This window comes from Rhodococcoides trifolii (assembly GCF_014635345.1).
Taxonomy (GTDB): Bacteria; Actinomycetota; Actinomycetes; order Mycobacteriales; family Mycobacteriaceae; genus Rhodococcoides; species Rhodococcoides trifolii.
Window position 1 is genome coordinate 240864 of sequence record NZ_BMCU01000004.1, and the last position, 18427, is coordinate 259290.

Sequence of the window (18427 nt, forward strand, 5' to 3'; positions counted from 1 at the left end):
TGCTCTGTGATCTGAATCACAGCCAGGTATCGTGCGATTTGCTAGGTCGGCACAACGTCTTCGACCGTCACCGTGACGGCCGTCGAGCCCATGCCGTCGGCCACGGCCTGCTTCACGGCGCGCGCAGTCTTCCGTAGAGGAGCGCCCTCGGTGACGCTGACGTGTACGTCGACACCTGTCTCGTCGACGCGAACTCCGTCCACTCGGCGGCCGGGCAGGTAGGTTCCGACCTCGCCGAACATCCCGCCGTGCAGGGCGGCGACACCGTCGACGGCAAGAGTGGCGGCCGCAATGGCGTCCGCCTGCTCTGCGATCGGCAGCGAGGCCCAGGTCGAGGGCTGATTCTCGGGCGTGCTGGTCACGGGTACTCCCAAACTTGTACGTGTGTCCAAGTCTCAGTCGGTTGGTGGAAACGAGAGCGCATCTACGATCAGTGTGATGTGCATCACGTTTTACCAGCGATAGTTGAGGAAACAACGAATACACAGCAGTCGAAGTCATCGGCTGCAAGTGCCTCTACCCGTGATGGCGTTACGGGAGAGGACTGCGCAATGACCGACGACCACGCCGACTCGGCAGACCTCCCGGTCAGTGATCGGGTACTGCTGGACCTGTCGGCGGCGGGCGACCGCACCTCCTTCGAACAGCTGGTCCGTCGGCACGGACCGTCCCTGACGCGCTACGCCCGGCGGATGTTGCGGGACGAGGGTGACGTCAGCGAGGTCGTGCAGGACACGTTCGTGGTCGCCTGGAAGCAGTCGTCCTCGTTTCGCGGAGAGTCGACGGTACGGACCTGGCTCTTCTCCATCTGTTCTCGCAAGATCGTCGACTCGCGTCGGGTGAAACGCGCGCAGCCGATGCCGGACTGGCTTCTGGAGCCGGCTCATGTCGGCAGAGCACTGGATCCGCACGTGTTCGCGTCGAACCAGGAATTCGTCTCCGCTCTGGAGAAGGCGCTGGCCGAGCTGCCGCCCCGGCAGCGAGCATCATGGGTACTACGGGAAATCGAGGGAATGACGTTCCCGCAGATCGGTGTCGCGCTGAGTCTCAGCGCCGACGGCGTTCGCGGGCATCATCTCCGGGCGCGTAATGCGCTGAGTCTCAGAATGGCAAGGTGGAAATGACCGACGATCCCGTGGCCGCCTTCTTCGCGCGGGCCGGCAAAATTCTCGAGGGCGTTCCCGAACCCGACTGGGACCGCATCGTCGACGCCGTGATCGACGCCGTCCGTCGTGCCCCGCGCGGAGGCTGGCCTCTCGACGTCGACATGTCCGACCACGACCACGACCACGACCACGCCGACGACGACAGGTCCACCGACGATCACGGAAAGAAGGACTCGGTCGCGTCCGTCGTGGACGGCGCCATCGCCGTGAGCGATCTGGTGTTGCGGGGCGCCCTGGCTCGTGCGCTGGGCGACGACTCCAGCGTGCCGCGCAACATCGAGTTGACGCTCGACGGGCGACACCTCGAACGCATTCGCGTGGAACTCGCCGCGCGCTACGGCGCCGAGCTGAGCGATGTCGCCGACAAGGTCCGCCATGTCGTGGCGGGTGTCGTGGAGGACATCCTCGGCCGCTCGCACGCGTCGGTGGACGACGTCGACGTCGTGATCACCGACGTCGTCGAGGGCGATCCGAGGGCCGACTAGATCCGTTACCACTCCGTTATCTGACGTACATCGCTTCGTGACGGAGCGTCGACCGCAACGACGTTCTCGAAGTTCAAAATTCAATCAGCGGGTCGCTTCGACCCAAGATCCAGCAATAGAAGGAGTGTCCCGGTGAAACTCGTCGACGTCACTACACAGCCCGCCCGCAACGACGCTCCCCTGACCGTGCTCGAGGACATGGACGGCCACACCGCGCGTCTCGTTCTCTCCGGCGAGGTCGACCTGGCCACATCGACCATCCTCAGGTCTGCGCTCTACGGCATTGCCGACGCAAACCCGGACGAGCTCATCTTCGACTTCAGCCGCCTCGAATTCCTCAGTGCCGCAGGGGCCGTTGCCATCGTGACGGAAATCCGTCGTCGTCGACCGGCTCGAACCGTGATCGTCTCCAACGACCCGTCCGTGAGCCGTTCGCTCACCTTGCTCGGCGCCGGTGCCGGCATCGAGATCTTCCCGACGTTGGCCGAGGCCCGCGCAGCACTGTCGTCGGTACGCGGCGCACTGCGCGTCTGCTGAGCTCCCGGCGCGGCCTCCGGCCGGTTGAGACGCCGGACACTGGGTAGTCTGCGACGACCACGTCGCGACAGGAGTCCCCAGTGACCGAAGACAAGACTCGATACGAACAAGGCTCGCAAGAGTCCGAGGACGATGCGGTCGACGACTCCCGGACCGCGCGCGCACACGCCGGTGAGGCCATCACCGACGCGCGCAACTGGCCCGGATACTTCCTGGTCGCACTGGGCTTGGCTGCCCTCGGCCTCGCGCTGACTGCAGCGGGCGGCGGATTCGAGGGCTGGACGATGATCGCCGGCGTCTCGTCCGTCGTGCTCATCGCGGCCGGTATCGGTCTGGTGCTTTTCCAGCGCAAACGTGTCAAGGCGCAAGAAGGCAAATCTCTGATGGACCCCGGCGGTCACTGAACGAGCGTAATCGTCCCGTCGTCGCGTTCGATCAAGCCTCGGCGCTCGAACTCGTCGAGCCAGCCGGACATGGGCCAGCGCCCCCACCGGTCGTGGAACAACCGCGAGTTGGTGACGATGTCGACGAGATGCTCGACCGGCGGCGACGACACCGGATGGTGCTGGTGATACGCGTGCGCGCCGCCCACCCAGACCAGGCCGACGCCGGAGCGCCGCGCGGTCCAGGCGAAGTCGGTGTCCTCTCCTCCGTAGCCGGTGTAGTCCTCGCAGAACCCGCCCACCGTGTCCCAGGTGCTCGCCGTCAGAGCGAAGGACAGCGACCAGAAGAGGTCGTAATTCGTTCCTTCCGCGATGATGCCGTCCGGGGGGTTCGGTCTCGCGGGGTGCGGATTCGTGAAGCGATCCAGCCCGTCGACGGCGACCTCGCCCATTGCCGGCAGGTAGGTGACCGGGCCGCACGCGAGTGCGCGGGGCCGATCGGCCACGGCGCGTTGGTACCGGTCGATCATTTCGGTGCCGGGAATGCAGTCGACGTCGAGAAAGATCAGCACGTCGCATCCGGCCCCGAGGGCGGTCCGCGCACCGAGGTTGCGTGCCGCGGCGAGAGGGAGCGCGCTGCCGGGCTGCTCCAGGTCGACGACAGTGGCCGCGTCACCGACCAGCTCGCGAACGTCCGGGTCGCCCATCGACACGACGATGTGGCGATCGGGCGAGATGACCGAACGGTGAAGACCGGCAAGTTGATTGGCGAGGTGCCGGTGCCGACCGTGAACCACCGTGACGACGGCGGTGCTCACCGTGAGGGCACCGACGACACGGCGGCCGCCCCTCGTTCTGCTGCGCCGTCGACACGCAGTTCCGACCAGCCCGCCGGTTTGCGTTTCGCGGCCGCCTCGACGAGTGCCGGCCAGTCGCCGGGCCGCGGCCAGCTGGCGACGGTGTCGGCGATCCCGTTGTCGGACAACGCCTGTGCGGTTGCCTGTTGCTCGTCGAACGGTCGGTCCTGCGCGACGATCACCGCCGCGGTCCGTGCTGCGGCGACATCGGCGATGGCGTTCTGTCCGGCGTGGGTCACCACGACGTCGGCGTCGCACAGCAGGGGCCACACGTCATCGCACCAGTTGTTCGGTCCGATTCCGGCGCTCACCCAGTCGAACTGAGGGTTGACCGTGCGGCATTCGTCGATGTCGTCGGGAGTCAGGACGCTCCCGCCGGCCCCACCGAGGACCAAGATTCGTGGGGTGGCCCCCCGTTCACGTACGGGTGGTCGCGCCCTGCCTTCGAAGCGGCTGATCGATCCGGTGTAGGTGACCTTGTGGTCGAAGGGTGCCAACCACGACGGTCGGTACACCCGATCCGACCACGGCGCGACGATGAGCGTCGCAGCGCGGTAGGCCAGGGTGTGCGCCGCATCGGTGCGGGTGCCCGGCATGGCCGTCACCGCCACCGGCGTTCCCAGAAGTCGCACCAGCAGAGCAACTTCCACGGACACGTCGACGACGACGAGCCGCGGCCGCTCGGTGGTCACCCACCGCGCGATCGTGTTCATGCGCTCGCGCAGCCCGTCGCTGCCGAGAGGTGCCCAGTGCAGTGCACCACCGGCAGTGGGATCGACGGGGTGATCGCTCGTGTCGGTGTCCAGGGGCAGCGACACCCAATCGGCGAATTCGTGCTGCGCAGGTTCGGCCCGCGAACTCAGCAACACGACGGGCTCGTCGAGGTGCTGTGCGATGGAGGTCGCGCGAGTCAGGTGTCCGACACCGTGATGGTGTGCGTAGTAACCGATCACACGGCAAGCAGGGTGTCAGGAGTGGAGCCTGCGGAACGACCCGAGGTGTCAGGAGTGGAGCCTGCGGAGGTGATCGATCGGGAGGGCCGGAGCATGCTTCGATACATGGTCAGGTAGCGGTCGACCATGGTTTCCTCCGAGCACGCCTGCTCGGCCCGAGCGCGCACGTCGGACCGCGACAGCTGCGCCGCCTCGAAGATCGCGTCGGCCAGCCCGCCGATGTCGTCGGGGGGTGCCAGCCTTCCCGACGTGGCGTCGATGATCTCGGGAATGCCGCCACGCGAGTAGGCCGCGACCGGTGTGCCGCACGAGAGTGCTTCGGCCACAACGAGTCCGTAGGGTTCTTCCCAGAGCGGGGAGACCACCGCCACGGATGCTCCGCCGACGAGGGCGGCGAGGTCGTCGCGGCGCAGGTGCCCCTCGTAGGTCACATCGGCGCCCAGCAGCGGTTGCACTTCGCTGCGGAAGTAGTCGATGTTGCTCGTGGGACCCGCCAGTTTCAGCCGGTATCCGGCTGCTCTCGCCGCCTCGATCGCTTGGGTGACACCCTTCTCGGGAACGAGGCGTCCCGACCACACGGCGTATTCACCGGCTCCGTCGCCGACCGGCCACGAGTCCAGCGGAATTCCGTTGGGCACCACGGGAACGTCGCCGGTGACCGGGTGCCATTGCCGCGCGGTGAACGCGCTCACCGCGGCGAATTGCGTGAACGCACCCTGCTGTAGAGCCACCGCTGATTCGAGCCAGGCGAAAGGGGGAGTGTGCAGCGTGGTCAGCATCGGGGTGGAGACCATCGGCGACATCGCGATCGGAAGATAATGCAGGCTGTGGTTGTGGATTACGTCGAAGCTGTCGCGCAGCTCACCGGCCATGTCCATCATCACGGCGAGATAGGCGTGGTGCTCTTCGACCGCCCAGCGTGGGGTCGTGGGATCGGCGGCGGCGATGTCGGTCATGTCGAACCGGCGCACGGGGATTCGCGAATACGGGGCATCGACGGACGAGCCGTCGGCAGCGAACAGACTCACCTCGTGTCCACGCCCGGACAGAGATCGCGCCAATTGCCACACGTGCGCTTCGAGGCCACCGGCGAACGGTTGGCGCACAGGGAATCTCGACGAGGCAAGCAAAGCGATACGGAGCGAATTCATCAGGCGGACACCGCCATGGTGGCGACCGAGGTGTACACCGCTTCGTGTGTGGCCCGCACTGCGGCCTGTTCGGCCGTGCGTTCGCGACGCAGGGCGGTCCCGTCGAACGGTGCGGAGGCCGCGGCAACGGCGGCGACCACCGCGGCACGGACGGAATCGTCGTCACCGAATTCGTAAGTGTCGCAGTCGAACTGGTCACGGTAATGCCCCAAGGACGGGGCGACGACGCGAGTGCCGACGTCGCGGCACGCCTCCATCCATCCGGAGTGCGTGCCGAACCGATAGGGCAACACCGACACGTCGATGTCGCTGAGGTAGTCGACGAACTGGTCGTCGTCGAAGCGCGCGTGTACTCGGACGTCGACGTTCGGGAATCGGCGGAACGCCAGCAGGCGCTCTGCCGCGTCCGGTGCGTACGCGTGGCTGCTCGGGTCGAACATGTTGTCGTCGATGTCCAGGCGGACGTCGGCGTCGACCGAGGCTGCGGCAGCGATGACGGCCGGGAGAACGGACTCGGGATCGAGATTGGCGCGCAACGATTTCGCATGAATGCCCACCACCGCGCGGTCGCGTACCGGGCGCGCTGCGCCGACCAGCTCGAGGGGCACGATGTGCGGATGCGGCACGACGATGGCCGATACGTTCCACGTCTGCTCGATCTCACGGGCGGCGCCCTCGGTCAACGTGAGGACGACGTCGGCGGCCGGGACCAGGACGTCGAGTCGACGACGGTGTTCGGTGTTGTCGGCAACGTGCGGGTTGTGCAGATCGTGGACGGTGAGGACGAGCGCCGTGCCGTGGCGCCCAAGGAGTTCGACCACGTCGGTCAGCTGGGCGGGGGTGAAATGCTCGAACCCGAAGTGGATGTGCAGAACGTCGATCTCGTGGATGCGCGTGGCGAGGTACTCGGGTTCGAGGAAGCGCGGCGGCCACCACTGGCCTGCTGGTGCGTCGACACTCGGTGCGGGGTCGGTGAGCACTCGAACCGAGTCGCCGGCGGGGATGCTGCCGGTGACGTAGACGTGGGCATGCGGGATGGACGCGACGGTAATCATGTGACGCCTCTCGGAACTGATCCAGTCGGCGACGCCCGGACAGGTTTCACCGGACCCGCTCTGGAGTGAGGGTGGAAAAAGATCGGCCTCCGCTGCTTCGAGGCGGTCAACCGGGGGGTACCCGGTTTGGCACACCCTAATCTCGGCTACTCCGGACGGCGATGATGACTATGGACGGGCGCACCCGTCACTACGGCGAGTTCTACGGCATCGACGACACCGCCGATGACCGTCCGTTGATCGTGATCCTGGGGAACTGCCAGGCCGAGGCACTGCGGGTGGTACTCGACGCGGTCGCGGACAGGCCCTATCGGACCATGCGCATTCCGCCGGTCCACGAACTCACCTCCGGCGACGTGCCGCATCTGCGGCGCGCGGCCGGCGCGACGTCGACGCTTCTCACCCAACCCATCAGGTCCGGGTATCGAGAGCTCCCGATCGGCACCGACGACGTGGTGGCTCAGCTTCCTGCCGGTGCGACGGTGGTGCGGTGGCCCGTTCTGCGGTACGCGGGGCTGTACCCGTTCCAGGCCATCGTTCGCCACCCCAGCGACCCGAGTGCGGACCCGGCGGTGGTGCCCTACCACGATCTCAGGACCGTCAGCGCATGGAGTCACGGCCGCGGCGCCGACGAACCGTGGGACGTCGAGCTGACCGCGGACACCATCCGCCGCATCGGCGACGCGAGCGTCGCCGAGCTTGCTCGGAGGGAAGCGCGAGACACCGACGTCGCCGTGTCGGATCGACTCGCGTCCTTCGGCGCCGACGCCGCACATACGATCAACCATCCTGGCAACGGCGTGCTCCTCCTTCTGGCGATGAGAATTCTTGCTGCGATGGATGTTTCGGCTGTCGAGCCGACTATCGATCGGGTGCTGTTGCGTTCGGTGATGGCACCGCTCGAAGCGCGCGTTCTGCGCGCCCTCGGCTCCGACGCACCGACTCGGCCGATGTGGCGGGTCGGGGAGGACGACGTCTCCGCGGACGAGGTTCATCGCAGTCAGATGGCCTGGTACGACGAGCATCCCGTGTTCGTCACTGCGGCCGTCGAACGGCACCGCGAGACGATGGAGCTCCTCGGCCTCACCGTCGGAGATCGGGTGTGACAGCGGCTGTGACTTCGGCGGGGCGGCCATCGGTCGGTCAGTTGGTGGTGGGGCCGGATCGGCACGGTGTGGTCGAGTACGCGCGCCGAGTGCAGGTCGAGTTGGAGAAGGCTCGTCCGGGTGCCTACCCCCGCGTCGACGCGCCGCGTTCGCGCGTCGACGGCCTTCACGTCCATTTCACCGATCGATTGTTCGGGTCCGGCGCGGCGGAGGCCGCAGACCGATTCTGTTCGCTGGCAACGCAATCGCCGACCGGCCTGTCCGTCACCCTGCACGATGTTCCTCAGGAGTCGGACGGTCGGCACGCCCTCGTCCGCGCCGACGCGTATCGACGCGTCGCCCGCGCCGCGCGAGGAGTGGTCGTCAGCAGCGAACACGAACGAGCCTTGATGGGCGACATCCCGGACGCTCCGGTGCCGGTGGTGATCCCGCTGGCCGTCACCCTTCCGTCGCCCCCGATCCCGTTCGAGGACAGCACGATTCCCGACGTCGCGGTTCTCGGTTACATCTACCCGGGCAAGGGTCACGACGAGGTGCTGCGGGCCCTGGCGTCCGTCGACCCCTCCATCGGGTTGCTCGCGGTGGGCACTGCGTCGGACGGGCACGAAGACCTGGTGGCCGAGCTGTCGCGCGTCGCGGAGACGATCGACCGGCGGTTTCGAACGACCGGGTTCGTCGATGACGACGCACTGCCGGCGCTGCTGAGGAGCGTCGCGGTCCCCATCGCGCATCACCGGCACATGTCCGCGTCCGCGTCCATCACCAGCTGGATCGAAGCCGGTCGACGACCGTTGGCGCCGCGCACTCGCTACACGGGCGAGATCGATGCCCGGTCGCCCGGCACGATCCGCCTGTTCGACGACACCCCCGACGCCCTCGTCGCGGCACTGGCGTCCGCGCTCGCGGAACCCCGCACCACATGGATCGACGCTGCGGCGCAGGCGCATCCGACGTGGGCAGAGGTGGCCGATGCGCACATCGAGGTGTTCGACGAGTGGTTCGGGTGAGCGGGAAGGCCGGAGGCCGGTCGGGGCATGGCCTGCCGGGGAACCGGTGGGATCTCGTGCGGGATGAGCCGCACCGCTTCCCCACGGTCAGCGTGGTGATTCCGTACTACGAGCAACCGCGCCAGCTCGAGAACGTACTGACCGCGTTGCGTATGCAGACCTACCCGGCGGACCTGATCGAGATCGTGGTGGCCGACGACGGTTCCACCCCGGCGTTGGTGCGGGCGGACGTGACGGTGGTTCGACAGGAGGACAAGGGTTTTCGGGCGGCGGCCGCACGCAATCTCGGAGCGTCGGCGTCGACCGGTGAGGTGCTGTGTTTTCTGGATGCGGACACGGTTCCCGAACCGGGATACATCACCGCGCTCACCCGATTGCCGTCCATCGTGCCCGACGCACTCACCGTCGGGCGGCGGCTCCACGCCGACCTGGCGGAGGTCGCCGATCTGGGGCGGTGGTTCGCGGACCCTCCCGAAGTGGACGAGCCCGGTTGGCTGGCCGACGCGTACCGCGGTACTGCCGATCTGCTGACGGTCGATCACACGTCGTACCGGTGGATCATCAGTGCCGTGATGTGTTGTACCCGAGCACTGTTCGACGAGCTCGGCGGTTTCGACGAATCCTTCGTCGGGTACGGCGGCGAGGACTGGGAGCTGGCCAATCGCGCGTTCCACGCCGGCGCCGTCTTCGCCCGCGTCCCCGGGGCAACGGCGTGGCACGACGGACCGGACTGGGCAGGCCGTAGCCCGGACGACGACGAGCGACGTCGCGCGAAGAACGGGGAGGCGCTGTCGTTGGCGCGTCTCGTGACCGATCCTGCCGCACGTCGTCACGGCCTGATCTTCGACATTCCGGACCTGGTCGCGGTGGTGGACACCGACGGGCATTCTTCGGCGAGTCTGCTGCGAACGGTGTCGTCCGTGCTGTCGTTCGCCGATTGCGGTGTGTGGTTGCAGGGGTCTGCCGCCGACCTTGCGGCGACGTGGGGAGCCGCGGACTCTCGGATCCATGTCGGCGCCGTTCCCCCGCGTGTGCTGGCCAGATCACGTTGTCGACTGCACGTGTCCGGCCGGGTGTTCTTCGAAGCAGATTCGGTGAGGACGCTGGTCGGTCTGCTGAGCGACGACGTCGGGACGGTCACGGTGTCGGGCGTCGACGTGACGATGCGCAGCTCACGGTCGATCGGCCGTGCGCAGCGGTGGCGGACGGACGATCTCTTCGGCGCCGTCCACGTCGACGGTGCCGAGGCGGGAATTGTGTTGTCGCCTCGTGAGCCCGATCTTTCCTGGTGAGTGTGAACAGCGTCGGCGCTGGGTAGTCGATCGGAACAGCGTCCCAGACAAGGAGCCACCCATGGTCGATGTGACCCGTACCTTCACCGTCAAGCAAACCCTGCCGAAGGTGACCGCGTACCTTCGAGACTTCGCCAACGCGGAAGCCTGGGATCCGGGTACCGAGAAGTGTGAGCAGATCACCGCGGGCCCTGTGGCTGTGGGAACGCAGTGGCACAACACCACCAAGATGTACGGGATGTCCACCGAGTTGACCTACTCGCTCGAGACGGACGAAGCCGAGCACATCGTGTTCCGCGGTGAGAACAAGACGGCGACCAGTGTCGACGACCTGACCTTTGCCGAATCCGGGCCTCAGTCAACGGAAATCACGTATCACGCACACATTCAGTTCAACGGCATTGCCAAGTTGGCCGATCCGATCGCCGGTGTTGCGTTCGAGCGGGTCGGCGACGAGACCGTCGACGCGATCACCGCAGCAGTCGAGAAACTTTAGAACGTGTTCACGCCGCCGACGCAGTTGGTCGCTGTGGTTCCGGCGCACAACGAAGCCGAGCTGCTGCCCCGCTGTCTCGACGCGTTGAGCCGGGCCGCTGCGTCGGTGCTGGTTCCGGTCACGATCGTCGTCGTGCTCGACGCGTGCGACGACGACACTGCGTCCGTGGTGCCGCAGGGCATCGAGGTGGTCGAGATCGTCGCGCGGAATGTGGGCGCCGCCCGGGCAGCCGGGTTCGCCTCGGTGGCAGCGGAACTGGGGTCGGATGCCTGGCTCACGACCACCGATGCCGACTCCACGGTGGAGTCGGGTTGGTTTCACAACCACCTCGCCCACGCGGCGCACGCGGATGCCGCAGCAGGGACCGTGCGAGTCGATGCTTGGCCGAATCATTCGACCGCAGTGCAGCGTCTGTTCCACGAGCAATACGCTGCGGCGCAGGGAAATTCGACCCAGAAGCACGTGCACGGCGCAAGCCTGGGCATTCGCGCCGACGCGTACTGGTCCGTCGGTGGGTTCCGGCCCTTGGCCGTCGGTGAGGATCAGGACCTCGTCGATCGCTTGATCGCAGCAGGGCGACCGGTCGCCTGGGCGGACGATCTGTGCGTGGCAACCTCCGACCGGACCGACGCGCGCGCCGGCGAGGGATTTGCACATCACCTCCGCTCGTTGGCGGTCCCATCGTGACGGTGGCAGCCGTCTCCGGACTCTTGGACCTCCCGTTACCCGGCGGGGGTCGCACCCGCGAACGGTGGACGGCGTTGCAGCGCTTGGCCAGAGAGAATGTCGTCCTCGGCCGGATGGCCGAAGCGCATGCCGACGCCGTCGCAATCCTCGCCGAACTCGGTGGGCCGTCGGTGGGCCCCTCGGACTCGTGGGGGGTGTGGGCTGCCGAGCCACCCGAACCGATCCTCGTCGCGACGCGTCGCGGCAGCACCTGGAGTCTCAGCGGCAGAAAGCCGTGGTGTTCGGGAGCGAGCAGCTGCACGCACGCTCTGGTCACAGCGCGCGTGGACGGGACGCCGGCGCTGTTCGCGGTCGATTTGCGTGTGGACGGTGTCGAGCCGGTGCCCGATACCTGGCACGCCGTCGGGATGGCGGGCAGCGACTCCGGCGCAGTCGATTTCGACGACGTCGCGGCGCAGCCGGTCGGCGCTACCGGGGACTATCTGTCACGACCGGGTTTCTGGCACGGGGCCATCGGCGTCGCCGCGTGTTGGTTCGGGGGAGCTCTCGCGGTCGCCGACGTGCTGTACGACAAGTGTGAGCGCGGCACGGCGTCGCCGCATGCGCTGGCGCACCTCGGCGGTGTCGACGCCAGTCTCGCCGCCGCGTCCTACGCATTGGATTGCGCAGCAACGGAAATCGACAAGGACCCGTCGGACCGCTTCGGTGAGGGGCGGATGCGCGCGTTGCGAGTACGCCGCATCGTCGAACAGTCGGTCACCGACACACTGGACCGGGTCGGTCGCGCCCTGGGCGCTGGTCCGCTCTGCATGAATGCCGATCACGCACAACGAGTTGCGGATCTCGGGACCTATATCCGGCAGTCCCACGCAGAGCAGGACCTGGAAGCACTGGGGCAGACCATCGTGGAGAAGGAGCCGACGTGGCGAACACGGTGAGGTTCGAGGCGAGCCCCGTCGAAGACCGGGGAACGCCGGAAACGGTGTGGCAACAGTGGACACCGAACTTCGCCGCGCTGGACATGTCGACGTGTCGACGCCTCGTCGTGATCGCCCCTCACCCGGACGACGAGATCTTGGGGTTGGGCGGAACTGCGGCGGGGCTTGCCGCGGTCGGAGTCGACGTCTCCGTGGTGTCGGTCACCGACGGCGGGGCGTCGCATCCCGGTTCGCCGACCTACGGCCGGGCCGATCTCGAACGAATCCGCCGGCTCGAATCCATCACCGCGCTGGGGGAGCTCGGCCTCCCGCCCCCGCACCGACTGGGTCTACCCGACGGCCACATCGCGCAACACGAGGATCTTCTGGCGGGCGAGCTCGCCGAGTTCCTGGACGGCAGCGGGCCGGGTACGTGGTGCGCCGCAACCTTTTCGGGTGACGGGCACCCTGACCACGAGGCGACCGGACGCGTCGCACAGATGGTGGCGGCTGCGGTGGGTGCCACGTACGTCGAGTACCCGATCTGGATGTGGCACTGGGCCGTTCCGGACGACGACGGTGTGCCGTGGGACCGGGCCCGAACCGTCAGCCTGTCGCCGGAGCAGATGGAGGCCAAACGTCGAGCTGTCTCGCGGTTCCGGTCTCAGATCGACGACCTGTCCCCGGATCCGGCCGACCGCGCCGTGCTGCCACCGTGGGTGCTCGACCGATTGCTACGAGAAACGGAAACTGTGTTCCTGGAAGATGTGAGGGCCGTATGACCGCGTTGCCCGACAAGTACTTCGACGACATGTACTCCGCGAATCCCGATCCGTGGGGTTTCGAGACGCGGTGGTACGAGCGTCGCAAGTACGACCTGACGATGGCCATGTTGCCGGAGGAGCGCTACCGGAGGGCTTTCGAGCCGGGGTGCTCTATCGGGGTGCTGACCGAAAGGATTGCCGCACGGTGTGATTCGGTGTTGTCGACCGACATCGCTGCGGCTGCCCTCGAGCGGGCGCGGGCGCGGAATCTGGCCAATGTCACGTTCGAGCAGAGTTCGCTCCGGGACGGCCGACCGGACGAGACGTTCGACCTGGTGGTGCTGAGCGAGATGGCGTACTACTTCACCGAAGCCGAGTTACCGTCCATCGCAACGACCGTGCGCGACGCACTCGAGATCGGTGGGACGTTGATCGCGGTGCACTGGAGACACCACGTCGACGATTACCCGACCGACGCGCAGCAGGTGCACGAGGTGCTGCGGGCGACGGACGGACTGCGCCTGGACGCGCAGTACAGCGACGCAGACATACTCGCCGATGTGATGCAGCGAGTTCGATAGAGAACGAGAACGGCCCCGACGCTGTGAAGTGTCGGGGCCGTCTCGGTTTTCAGGTTCTAGCGGGGCGGGGGCTGGACGTCCACGCCGCCGCCTTTGTGCTCCGGGCCGGCGTCGGGATGACTCGCGGGAACACGGCTACGCGAACGAGCTGCCTCGCTCGGCTTGGTGTCCGAGCTGTCGAGCTCGCTGCGGTACGGGCCGGGCTTCGGGCGTGCCTTGCCGCCGGGCAGAGCCAGGCGCGCGATGGTGCGCATGACCATTCCCCACTGCTGCGAGAACGGGCCGGTGTTGTACGGAAGCTGGTAGCGCTCGCAGATGTCCTTGATCTTCGGCGCGACTTCCTTGTACCGAGTGCTGGGCATGTCCGGGTAGAGGTGGTGCTCGACCTGGTAGCTCAGGTTGCCGCTCATGAGGTGGAAGAGGGGACCACCGTCGATGTTGGCGGCACCGACGAGCTGGCGGACGTACCAGCCGCCGCGTGACTCGTTCTCGGTCTCTTCCTTGCTGAACGTGTAGGCCTGGTCCGGGAAGTGACCGCAGAAGATGATGGCGTGCGACCACACGTTGCGAATGATGTTTGCGGTGAAGTCCGCGGCCACGGTCGCGAGGAACGTGTTCTCGACGCCTCCGGCGCGCTTGTCCAGGAGGGATGCCACCGACTTGCTCTGCTTGCTCGAGCTTGCCTTGCGCAGACGTGATGCGATGCGCGACGTCTTCGGCTCCGGAATGCGGCCACCCGACGCGAGCTGCGCGAGGGCGTAGGCACCGGCGCTGATGGTGGGCCAGCCGATGTAGTCCTTCATGATCTGCTTGCGGCCCTTGTGGGCGATTCCGCGCAGATCGTGTGCCAGATCCTTCATCGGCTTCTCACCCTTGCGGATGGCGTCGATGTCGAGGTCGTGCAGTGCCACGCCCCACTCGAAGAAGGCCATGAGGATCAGGTTGTAGAACGGCTGAGCGAGGTAGACCGGCGACCACTTCTGCGACGGATCGATGCGCATGATCTCGTAGCCGAGATCTTTGTCCTTGCCGCGGATGTTGGTGTACGTGTGGTGCACGTAGTTGTGTGAGTGCTTCCACGACGCGGCCGTGGACGCGGTGTCCCAGTCCCAGACGGACGAGTGGATGTCCGGATCGTTCATCCAGTCCCACTGGCCGTGCATGACGTTGTGCCCGATTTCCATGTTCTCGAGAATCTTGGCGACACCGAGGGCAGCGGTGCCGGCGACCCAGGCCGTCTTGCTGCGCGAACCGAGAAGTAGAACGCGACCGGCCACGACGAGCTGGCGCTGCATCGCGATGACACCCGTGATGTAGTCACGGTCCTTCTGGCCGAGATCCGAGTAGACCTCGTCGTGGATGGCGTCGAACTCCTCCGCCAACTTCTCGATGGTCTCTTCGCTCAGGTGGGCGAGCGGATGGTCGATGGACGGTCGTTCCGAAATGGTGGTCATGGTTCCTCCGTGTGTACTTCTACAACTCGATTTCGATGTCGCCTTCTGCAGCGTTCACACATATGCGCACCGATTCCCCCGTAGGTGACGAGACTTCCCCGTTTCGAAGGTCCCGTAAACTACCTTTCTTCAACGTACCGATGCACGTATGGCAGATGCCGATACGACAACCGTGCGCCAGTTTGAGGCCGGCTTCTTCGCCGGCCACCAAAATTGTTGTCCCACCGTCGGATTCGGTTTCGGTATCACTCTGCAGGAAGCGAATGTTTCCGCCCTTGCCCTCGTGATCCTCACCGCCGATCGTCGGCTGGAAGCTTTCGTAATGAAATTGGTCGGACAGGTCGTGAGTCTTGAAATACTCACGCATATCGGACAAAAGGTCACCCGGACCGGAAACGAACGATTCGCGCTCGCGCCAATCGGGCGCGATCTCGTCGAGGTCCGACGGTTTCATTCGGCCGTCGTCGCTGGTGATGCGTCGGATGACGCGAACGTTGTGGTCCTTCTCGAGCTCGTCGAGCGTCGAGGCGAACATGATCTGCTTCTCGTCGTGCACGGAGTGAACGAGCACGGTGTCGGGCAAGGAGCCCTTGTGGATCAGGCTGCGCAACATGGAGACGATCGGTGTGATGCCACTGCCGGCGCTGACGAACAGCAGCTTCTTCGGGAGCGGATCGGGGAGTAGGAACTCGCCCTCGACCTCGCTGAGGCGAACGACGTCGCCCGGCTTGATGTCGCGCACCAGAAAGGGGGAGACGGTGCCCTCTTCGACCAGCTTCGGACTGACGCTGACCAGCCCGTCGCGCGGATTCGGGTCGGATGTCAGCGAGTAGGCGCGCCAGTGGTAGCGGCCGTCGATGATCACGCCGAGCCGAACGTACTGTCCCGGCTTGTGGGGGGCCCACTCGTAGCCGGGCTTGATGAAGACCGAGACGGCCTCGCTGCCCTCGGGCTCGACCCGCTCGACCTTGCCGCGAAGCTCGCGTGTGGTCCACAGCGGGTTGATCATCTCGAGGTAGTCGTCGGGACGCAGTGGGTTGAACAGCACCCTCAGCGCTTTGAGCGACAGCCGACGAGCTGTCGAGACATTGGGTCGTGCTCCGCGTTCAGCCACTCCGTCAACCTATCTGTGAATTGGCGTCTCAGTTACCGAAACGACCGATCCGGCCGAAGCGCTGGCGTGCAGCACTTCGACCGGTCCGGGTGAGTAGTGGGTGTTACCTACCCCACAGTAATACCCCTTGACTCACCCGGCTCACATCAGCCAACCCTTGCTGTGGGCGGTCACGACCACGGCCGCGACGTCGCCCACCACTCACAAACGTCAGGCAGTCGCCGACTCGGTGCGACGCGGGAGCTTCCAACCCGGGCGCACGAAGTGGCAGGTGTAGCCGTTCGGAATTTTCTGCAGGTAGTCCTGGTGCTCGGGCTCTGCTTCCCAGAACGGGCCCACCGGCGCAACCTCGGTGACGACTTTGCCCGGCCACAGGCCCGACGCGTCGACGTCCGCGATCGTGTCCTCGGCGACGCGCTTCTGCTCGTCACTCGTGTAGAAGATGGCCGAGCGGTAGCTCACACCGACGTCGTTGCCCTGACGGTTCTTCGTGCTCGGGTCGTGGACCTGGAAGAAGAACTCCAGGATGTTCCGGTACGAGGTCTGCTTGGGGTCGAAGACGATCTCGACGGCCTCTGCGTGCGTTCCGTGCCGACGGTACGTGGCGTTCTCGACGTCGCCGCCCGAGTAGCCGACACGTGTACTGACGACGCCCGGCTGCTTGCGGATCAGGTCCTGCATGCCCCAGAAGCATCCGCCCGCGAGGACGGCGGTTTCGGTTGTGGTGCCCATGATTTCTTGCTCCTTCTGTCGCGGTCTATCGGTTCAACGAACGAGGGGCGCGTTTTGGTCCCGGGCTCACGCGATCGGCGGCACGATGGCCTCGATCAGCGACGGGCCGGGAGTCGAGTTGGCGCGCTCGATCGCGTCGACCAGCTCGTCGACCGTGGTGACGCGGACGGCCGAGACGCCGAGGCCCGTGGCGATCGCGGTGAAGTCGACGTCGGGCTTGGACAGGTCGAGCATCTCGAGTGCGCGGGGCCCGGGGTTGTCGGCACCGACTCGCAGCAGTTCCATCCGCAGGATTGCGTAGGAGCTGTTGTTGATCAGGATGGTCGTGACGTCGAGGTTCTCGCGGGCCTGGGTCCACAGCGCCTGAATCGTGTACAGCGCGCTGCCGTCCGACTCGAGGTTGACGACCCTCCGGTCCGGAGCGGCGATCGCGGCGCCCACCGCCACCGGCATGCCCTGTCCGATGGCGCCTCCGGTCAGCGTGAGCAGGCTGTGTCGTGGGGCGCCGGCCGTCGCGGCGGGCAGGGCGAATCCCGAGGTGTTCGCTTCGTCGACGACGATTGCGTTGTCCGGCAACGTGTGTGCGATCGCGGCGGCCAAGGTCATCACGTTCAGCTCACCCGTGGGGCGAGGAGTGTCCACGGCTGCACTCAGCACCGGCTCGGCCTCCGCGGCGACGTCACGGGCCACCGCTTCGAGGGCGCCGACGATGTCCTGATCGAGCCCGGCCAGCGTCTCGACCACGCAGCCCTCCGGGACGAGATCGCCCACCTTGCCCGGATACGCGAAGAAGGACACCGGAGACACCGCTCCTGCCAACAGGATTCGCGTCACCCCGTCGAACTGCTCCTGGGCGGCTTCCGCCAGGTACGCGACGCGATCGACGTTCGGCACTCCGGCACCACGTTCGAGTCGGGCGGGGAAGCATTCGGCCAGCAGGTGCACCCCGGTGGCCGCTGCGATACGGCTGGCGGCGCGTAGGCCGCGTTCGCCCAAAGCGGGTCCACCGAGAAGAATGACGGTGTTCTGCTGCGACGCAAGCGATCTCGAAATACTGCTGACCTTGATGCTCGGCACCGCCGGTGCCAGCTGCGCAGGATGAGGTGCCACCGGTTCGGCGCCCTCGGACCACGACACGTCCGCGGGAAGCACCAGGGTGGCGATCTGCTTGGGAGCGGTCATCGCCGCAGCGACGGCTTCGGCCCCGTCCTCGGCGACATCTCGCGGGAGTCCGGAGGTGTGCACCCACCCGGACACGGTGCGGGCCACCGACTCGATGTCCGACTGAAGGGGAGCGTCGTACTTCTCGTGGAATGTCGCGTGTGCGCCGACCACGGCGACGATCGGGGAGTGCGCCCGGCGTGCGTTGTGCATGTTGGCGAGACCGTTGCCCAGGCCGGGGCCGAGATGGAGGAGCACGGCGGCGGGCTTGTCGGCGATGCGGGCGTAACCGTCGGCGGCTCCGGTGGCGACGCCCTCGAAGAGGGTCAGCACGCCGCGCATCTCCGGAACCGAGTCCAGACTGTGCACGAAGTGCATCTCGGACGTCCCGGGGTTCATGAAACAGACGCTGACCTGCGCGTCGACGAGCGTGCGGATGAGTGCCTGAGAACCGATCACATGTTCGACAGTAACGGATCGGACACGATCGGTGGCCAGGTAGCGCTTTTGCCTGGTTCGCCCTGATACT

At 66.4% G+C, this 18427-nt stretch carries 21 protein-coding genes; 12 read left to right on the forward strand and 9 right to left on the reverse strand.

The features are described 5' to 3' along the window. Window positions 1–41: 41 nt before the first annotated feature. Window positions 42–362: an Asp23/Gls24 family envelope stress response protein gene (locus IEW02_RS18800; protein ID WP_229746155.1), complete on the reverse strand. Its 321-nt coding sequence runs from the start codon at window positions 360–362 to the stop codon at window positions 42–44. 189 nt (window positions 363–551) lie between these two features. On the opposite strand from IEW02_RS18800, the gene IEW02_RS18805 reads away from it, so the two are divergent. The 4 genes from IEW02_RS18805 to IEW02_RS18820 all read left to right on the forward strand — a co-directional run bounded on the left by IEW02_RS18805 (window position 552) and on the right by IEW02_RS18820 (window position 2592). Next, a complete protein-coding gene (locus IEW02_RS18805) occupies window positions 552–1124 on the forward strand; it encodes an RNA polymerase sigma factor (protein WP_188546411.1) in 573 nt (190 codons plus the stop codon). Beyond that, the gene (locus tag IEW02_RS18810) at window positions 1121–1651 is read left to right on the forward strand and encodes a hypothetical protein (protein WP_188546412.1); all 531 of its coding nucleotides are present in this window, start codon (window positions 1121–1123) and stop codon (window positions 1649–1651) included. Before IEW02_RS18805 ends, IEW02_RS18810 begins: the two co-directional genes overlap by 4 nt. A gap of 132 nt (window positions 1652–1783) precedes the next feature. After that, complete coding sequence (locus IEW02_RS18815) at window positions 1784–2188, forward strand: STAS domain-containing protein (RefSeq protein ID WP_188546413.1); 405 nt, start codon at window positions 1784–1786, stop codon at window positions 2186–2188. Window positions 2189–2268: 80 nt separating this feature from the next. Next, entirely contained in the window at window positions 2269–2592 is a 324-nt protein-coding gene (locus tag IEW02_RS18820; RefSeq protein ID WP_188546414.1) for a hypothetical protein, read from the forward strand. On the opposite strand, the gene IEW02_RS18825 is transcribed toward IEW02_RS18820, so the two are convergent. From IEW02_RS18825 to IEW02_RS18840, 4 genes are read right to left on the reverse strand one after another with little or no spacing between them, the layout of a single operon-like run. Beyond that, window positions 2586–3389 carry a glycosyltransferase family 2 protein gene (locus IEW02_RS18825; RefSeq protein ID WP_188546415.1) on the reverse strand — a complete coding sequence of 268 codons (804 nt, stop codon included), beginning with the start codon at window positions 3387–3389 and terminating at the stop codon, window positions 2586–2588. The genes IEW02_RS18820 and IEW02_RS18825 overlap by 7 nt on opposite strands. Continuing rightward, window positions 3386–4381, reverse strand: a complete 996-nt coding sequence (locus tag IEW02_RS18830) for a glycosyltransferase (protein ID WP_188546416.1) — start codon at window positions 4379–4381, stop codon at window positions 3386–3388. Before IEW02_RS18830 ends, IEW02_RS18825 begins: the two co-directional genes overlap by 4 nt. After that, complete coding sequence (locus IEW02_RS18835; RefSeq protein ID WP_188546417.1) at window positions 4378–5532, reverse strand: glycosyltransferase family 4 protein; 1155 nt, start codon at window positions 5530–5532, stop codon at window positions 4378–4380. The genes IEW02_RS18830 and IEW02_RS18835 overlap by 4 nt, the downstream gene beginning before the upstream one ends. Then, the gene (locus IEW02_RS18840) at window positions 5532–6587 is read right to left on the reverse strand and encodes a glycosyltransferase family protein (protein ID WP_188546418.1); all 1056 of its coding nucleotides are present in this window, start codon (window positions 6585–6587) and stop codon (window positions 5532–5534) included. The genes IEW02_RS18835 and IEW02_RS18840 overlap by 1 nt, the downstream gene beginning before the upstream one ends. Window positions 6588–6748: 161 nt before the next feature. Between IEW02_RS18840 and IEW02_RS18845 the strand changes: the two genes are divergently transcribed. From IEW02_RS18845 to IEW02_RS18880, 8 genes are all read left to right on the forward strand, one after another. Continuing rightward, a complete protein-coding gene (locus tag IEW02_RS18845) occupies window positions 6749–7693 on the forward strand; it encodes a WcbI family polysaccharide biosynthesis putative acetyltransferase (RefSeq protein ID WP_188546419.1) in 945 nt (314 codons plus the stop codon). After that, the gene (locus tag IEW02_RS18850) at window positions 7690–8700 is read left to right on the forward strand and encodes a glycosyltransferase family protein (RefSeq protein WP_229746156.1); all 1011 of its coding nucleotides are present in this window, start codon (window positions 7690–7692) and stop codon (window positions 8698–8700) included. Before IEW02_RS18845 ends, IEW02_RS18850 begins: the two co-directional genes overlap by 4 nt. Then, window positions 8697–9992, forward strand: coding sequence for a glycosyltransferase (locus IEW02_RS18855; RefSeq protein ID WP_229746157.1), 1296 nt, complete (start codon window positions 8697–8699; stop codon window positions 9990–9992). Before IEW02_RS18850 ends, IEW02_RS18855 begins: the two co-directional genes overlap by 4 nt. Before the next feature lie 61 nt (window positions 9993–10053). Further along, window positions 10054–10488, forward strand: coding sequence for an SRPBCC family protein (locus IEW02_RS18860; RefSeq protein WP_188546421.1), 435 nt, complete (start codon window positions 10054–10056; stop codon window positions 10486–10488). A gap of 3 nt (window positions 10489–10491) precedes the next feature. Continuing rightward, window positions 10492–11175 (forward strand): glycosyltransferase family 2 protein, encoded by a 684-nt coding sequence (locus IEW02_RS18865; protein ID WP_188546422.1) that lies wholly within the window; start codon window positions 10492–10494, stop codon window positions 11173–11175. Further along, window positions 11172–12113 (forward strand): acyl-CoA dehydrogenase family protein, encoded by a 942-nt coding sequence (locus IEW02_RS18870; RefSeq protein ID WP_229746158.1) that lies wholly within the window; start codon window positions 11172–11174, stop codon window positions 12111–12113. Before IEW02_RS18865 ends, IEW02_RS18870 begins: the two co-directional genes overlap by 4 nt. Beyond that, window positions 12098–12874 (forward strand): PIG-L deacetylase family protein, encoded by a 777-nt coding sequence (locus tag IEW02_RS18875; protein WP_229746159.1) that lies wholly within the window; start codon window positions 12098–12100, stop codon window positions 12872–12874. Before IEW02_RS18870 ends, IEW02_RS18875 begins: the two co-directional genes overlap by 16 nt. Then, the gene (locus IEW02_RS18880; protein WP_188546423.1) at window positions 12871–13437 is read left to right on the forward strand and encodes a class I SAM-dependent methyltransferase; all 567 of its coding nucleotides are present in this window, start codon (window positions 12871–12873) and stop codon (window positions 13435–13437) included. The genes IEW02_RS18875 and IEW02_RS18880 overlap by 4 nt, the downstream gene beginning before the upstream one ends. A 56-nt stretch (window positions 13438–13493) precedes the next feature. Here the strand turns inward: IEW02_RS18880 and IEW02_RS18885 are convergent, their stop codons facing one another. The 4 genes from IEW02_RS18885 to IEW02_RS18900 form a co-directional block, all read right to left on the reverse strand. Then, complete coding sequence (locus IEW02_RS18885; protein WP_188546424.1) at window positions 13494–14891, reverse strand: fatty acid desaturase family protein; 1398 nt, start codon at window positions 14889–14891, stop codon at window positions 13494–13496. A gap of 19 nt (window positions 14892–14910) precedes the next feature. Further along, window positions 14911–16005: a ferredoxin reductase gene (locus IEW02_RS18890; protein WP_188546425.1), complete on the reverse strand. Its 1095-nt coding sequence runs from the start codon at window positions 16003–16005 to the stop codon at window positions 14911–14913. A gap of 210 nt (window positions 16006–16215) precedes the next feature. Beyond that, window positions 16216–16737 carry a peptide-methionine (S)-S-oxide reductase MsrA gene (msrA, locus tag IEW02_RS18895; protein WP_188546426.1) on the reverse strand — a complete coding sequence of 174 codons (522 nt, stop codon included), beginning with the start codon at window positions 16735–16737 and terminating at the stop codon, window positions 16216–16218. Window positions 16738–16803: 66 nt separating this feature from the next. Then, window positions 16804–18357, reverse strand: coding sequence for an acetolactate synthase large subunit (locus tag IEW02_RS18900; protein ID WP_188546427.1), 1554 nt, complete (start codon window positions 18355–18357; stop codon window positions 16804–16806). Window positions 18358–18427 lie beyond the last annotated feature (70 nt).

Excerpts from the sequence above, each read along its gene's own strand:
- msrA (WP_188546426.1), bottom strand. The coding sequence starts at position 16,737 with ATGGGCACCACAACCGAAACCGCCGTCCTCGCGGGCGGATGCTTCTGG.
- IEW02_RS18880 (WP_188546423.1), top strand. The coding sequence starts at position 12,871 with ATGACCGCGTTGCCCGACAAGTACTTCGACGACATGTACTCCGCGAAT.
- IEW02_RS18840 (WP_188546418.1), bottom strand. The coding sequence starts at position 6,587 with ATGATTACCGTCGCGTCCATCCCGCATGCCCACGTCTACGTCACCGGC.
- IEW02_RS18835 (WP_188546417.1), bottom strand. The coding sequence starts at position 5,532 with ATGAATTCGCTCCGTATCGCTTTGCTTGCCTCGTCGAGATTCCCTGTG.
- IEW02_RS18845 (WP_188546419.1), top strand. The coding sequence starts at position 6,749 with ATGATGACTATGGACGGGCGCACCCGTCACTACGGCGAGTTCTACGGC.
- IEW02_RS18810 (WP_188546412.1), top strand. The coding sequence starts at position 1,121 with ATGACCGACGATCCCGTGGCCGCCTTCTTCGCGCGGGCCGGCAAAATT.
- IEW02_RS18860 (WP_188546421.1), top strand. The coding sequence starts at position 10,054 with ATGGTCGATGTGACCCGTACCTTCACCGTCAAGCAAACCCTGCCGAAG.
- IEW02_RS18805 (WP_188546411.1), top strand. The coding sequence starts at position 552 with ATGACCGACGACCACGCCGACTCGGCAGACCTCCCGGTCAGTGATCGG.
- IEW02_RS18885 (WP_188546424.1), bottom strand. The coding sequence starts at position 14,891 with ATGACCACCATTTCGGAACGACCGTCCATCGACCATCCGCTCGCCCAC.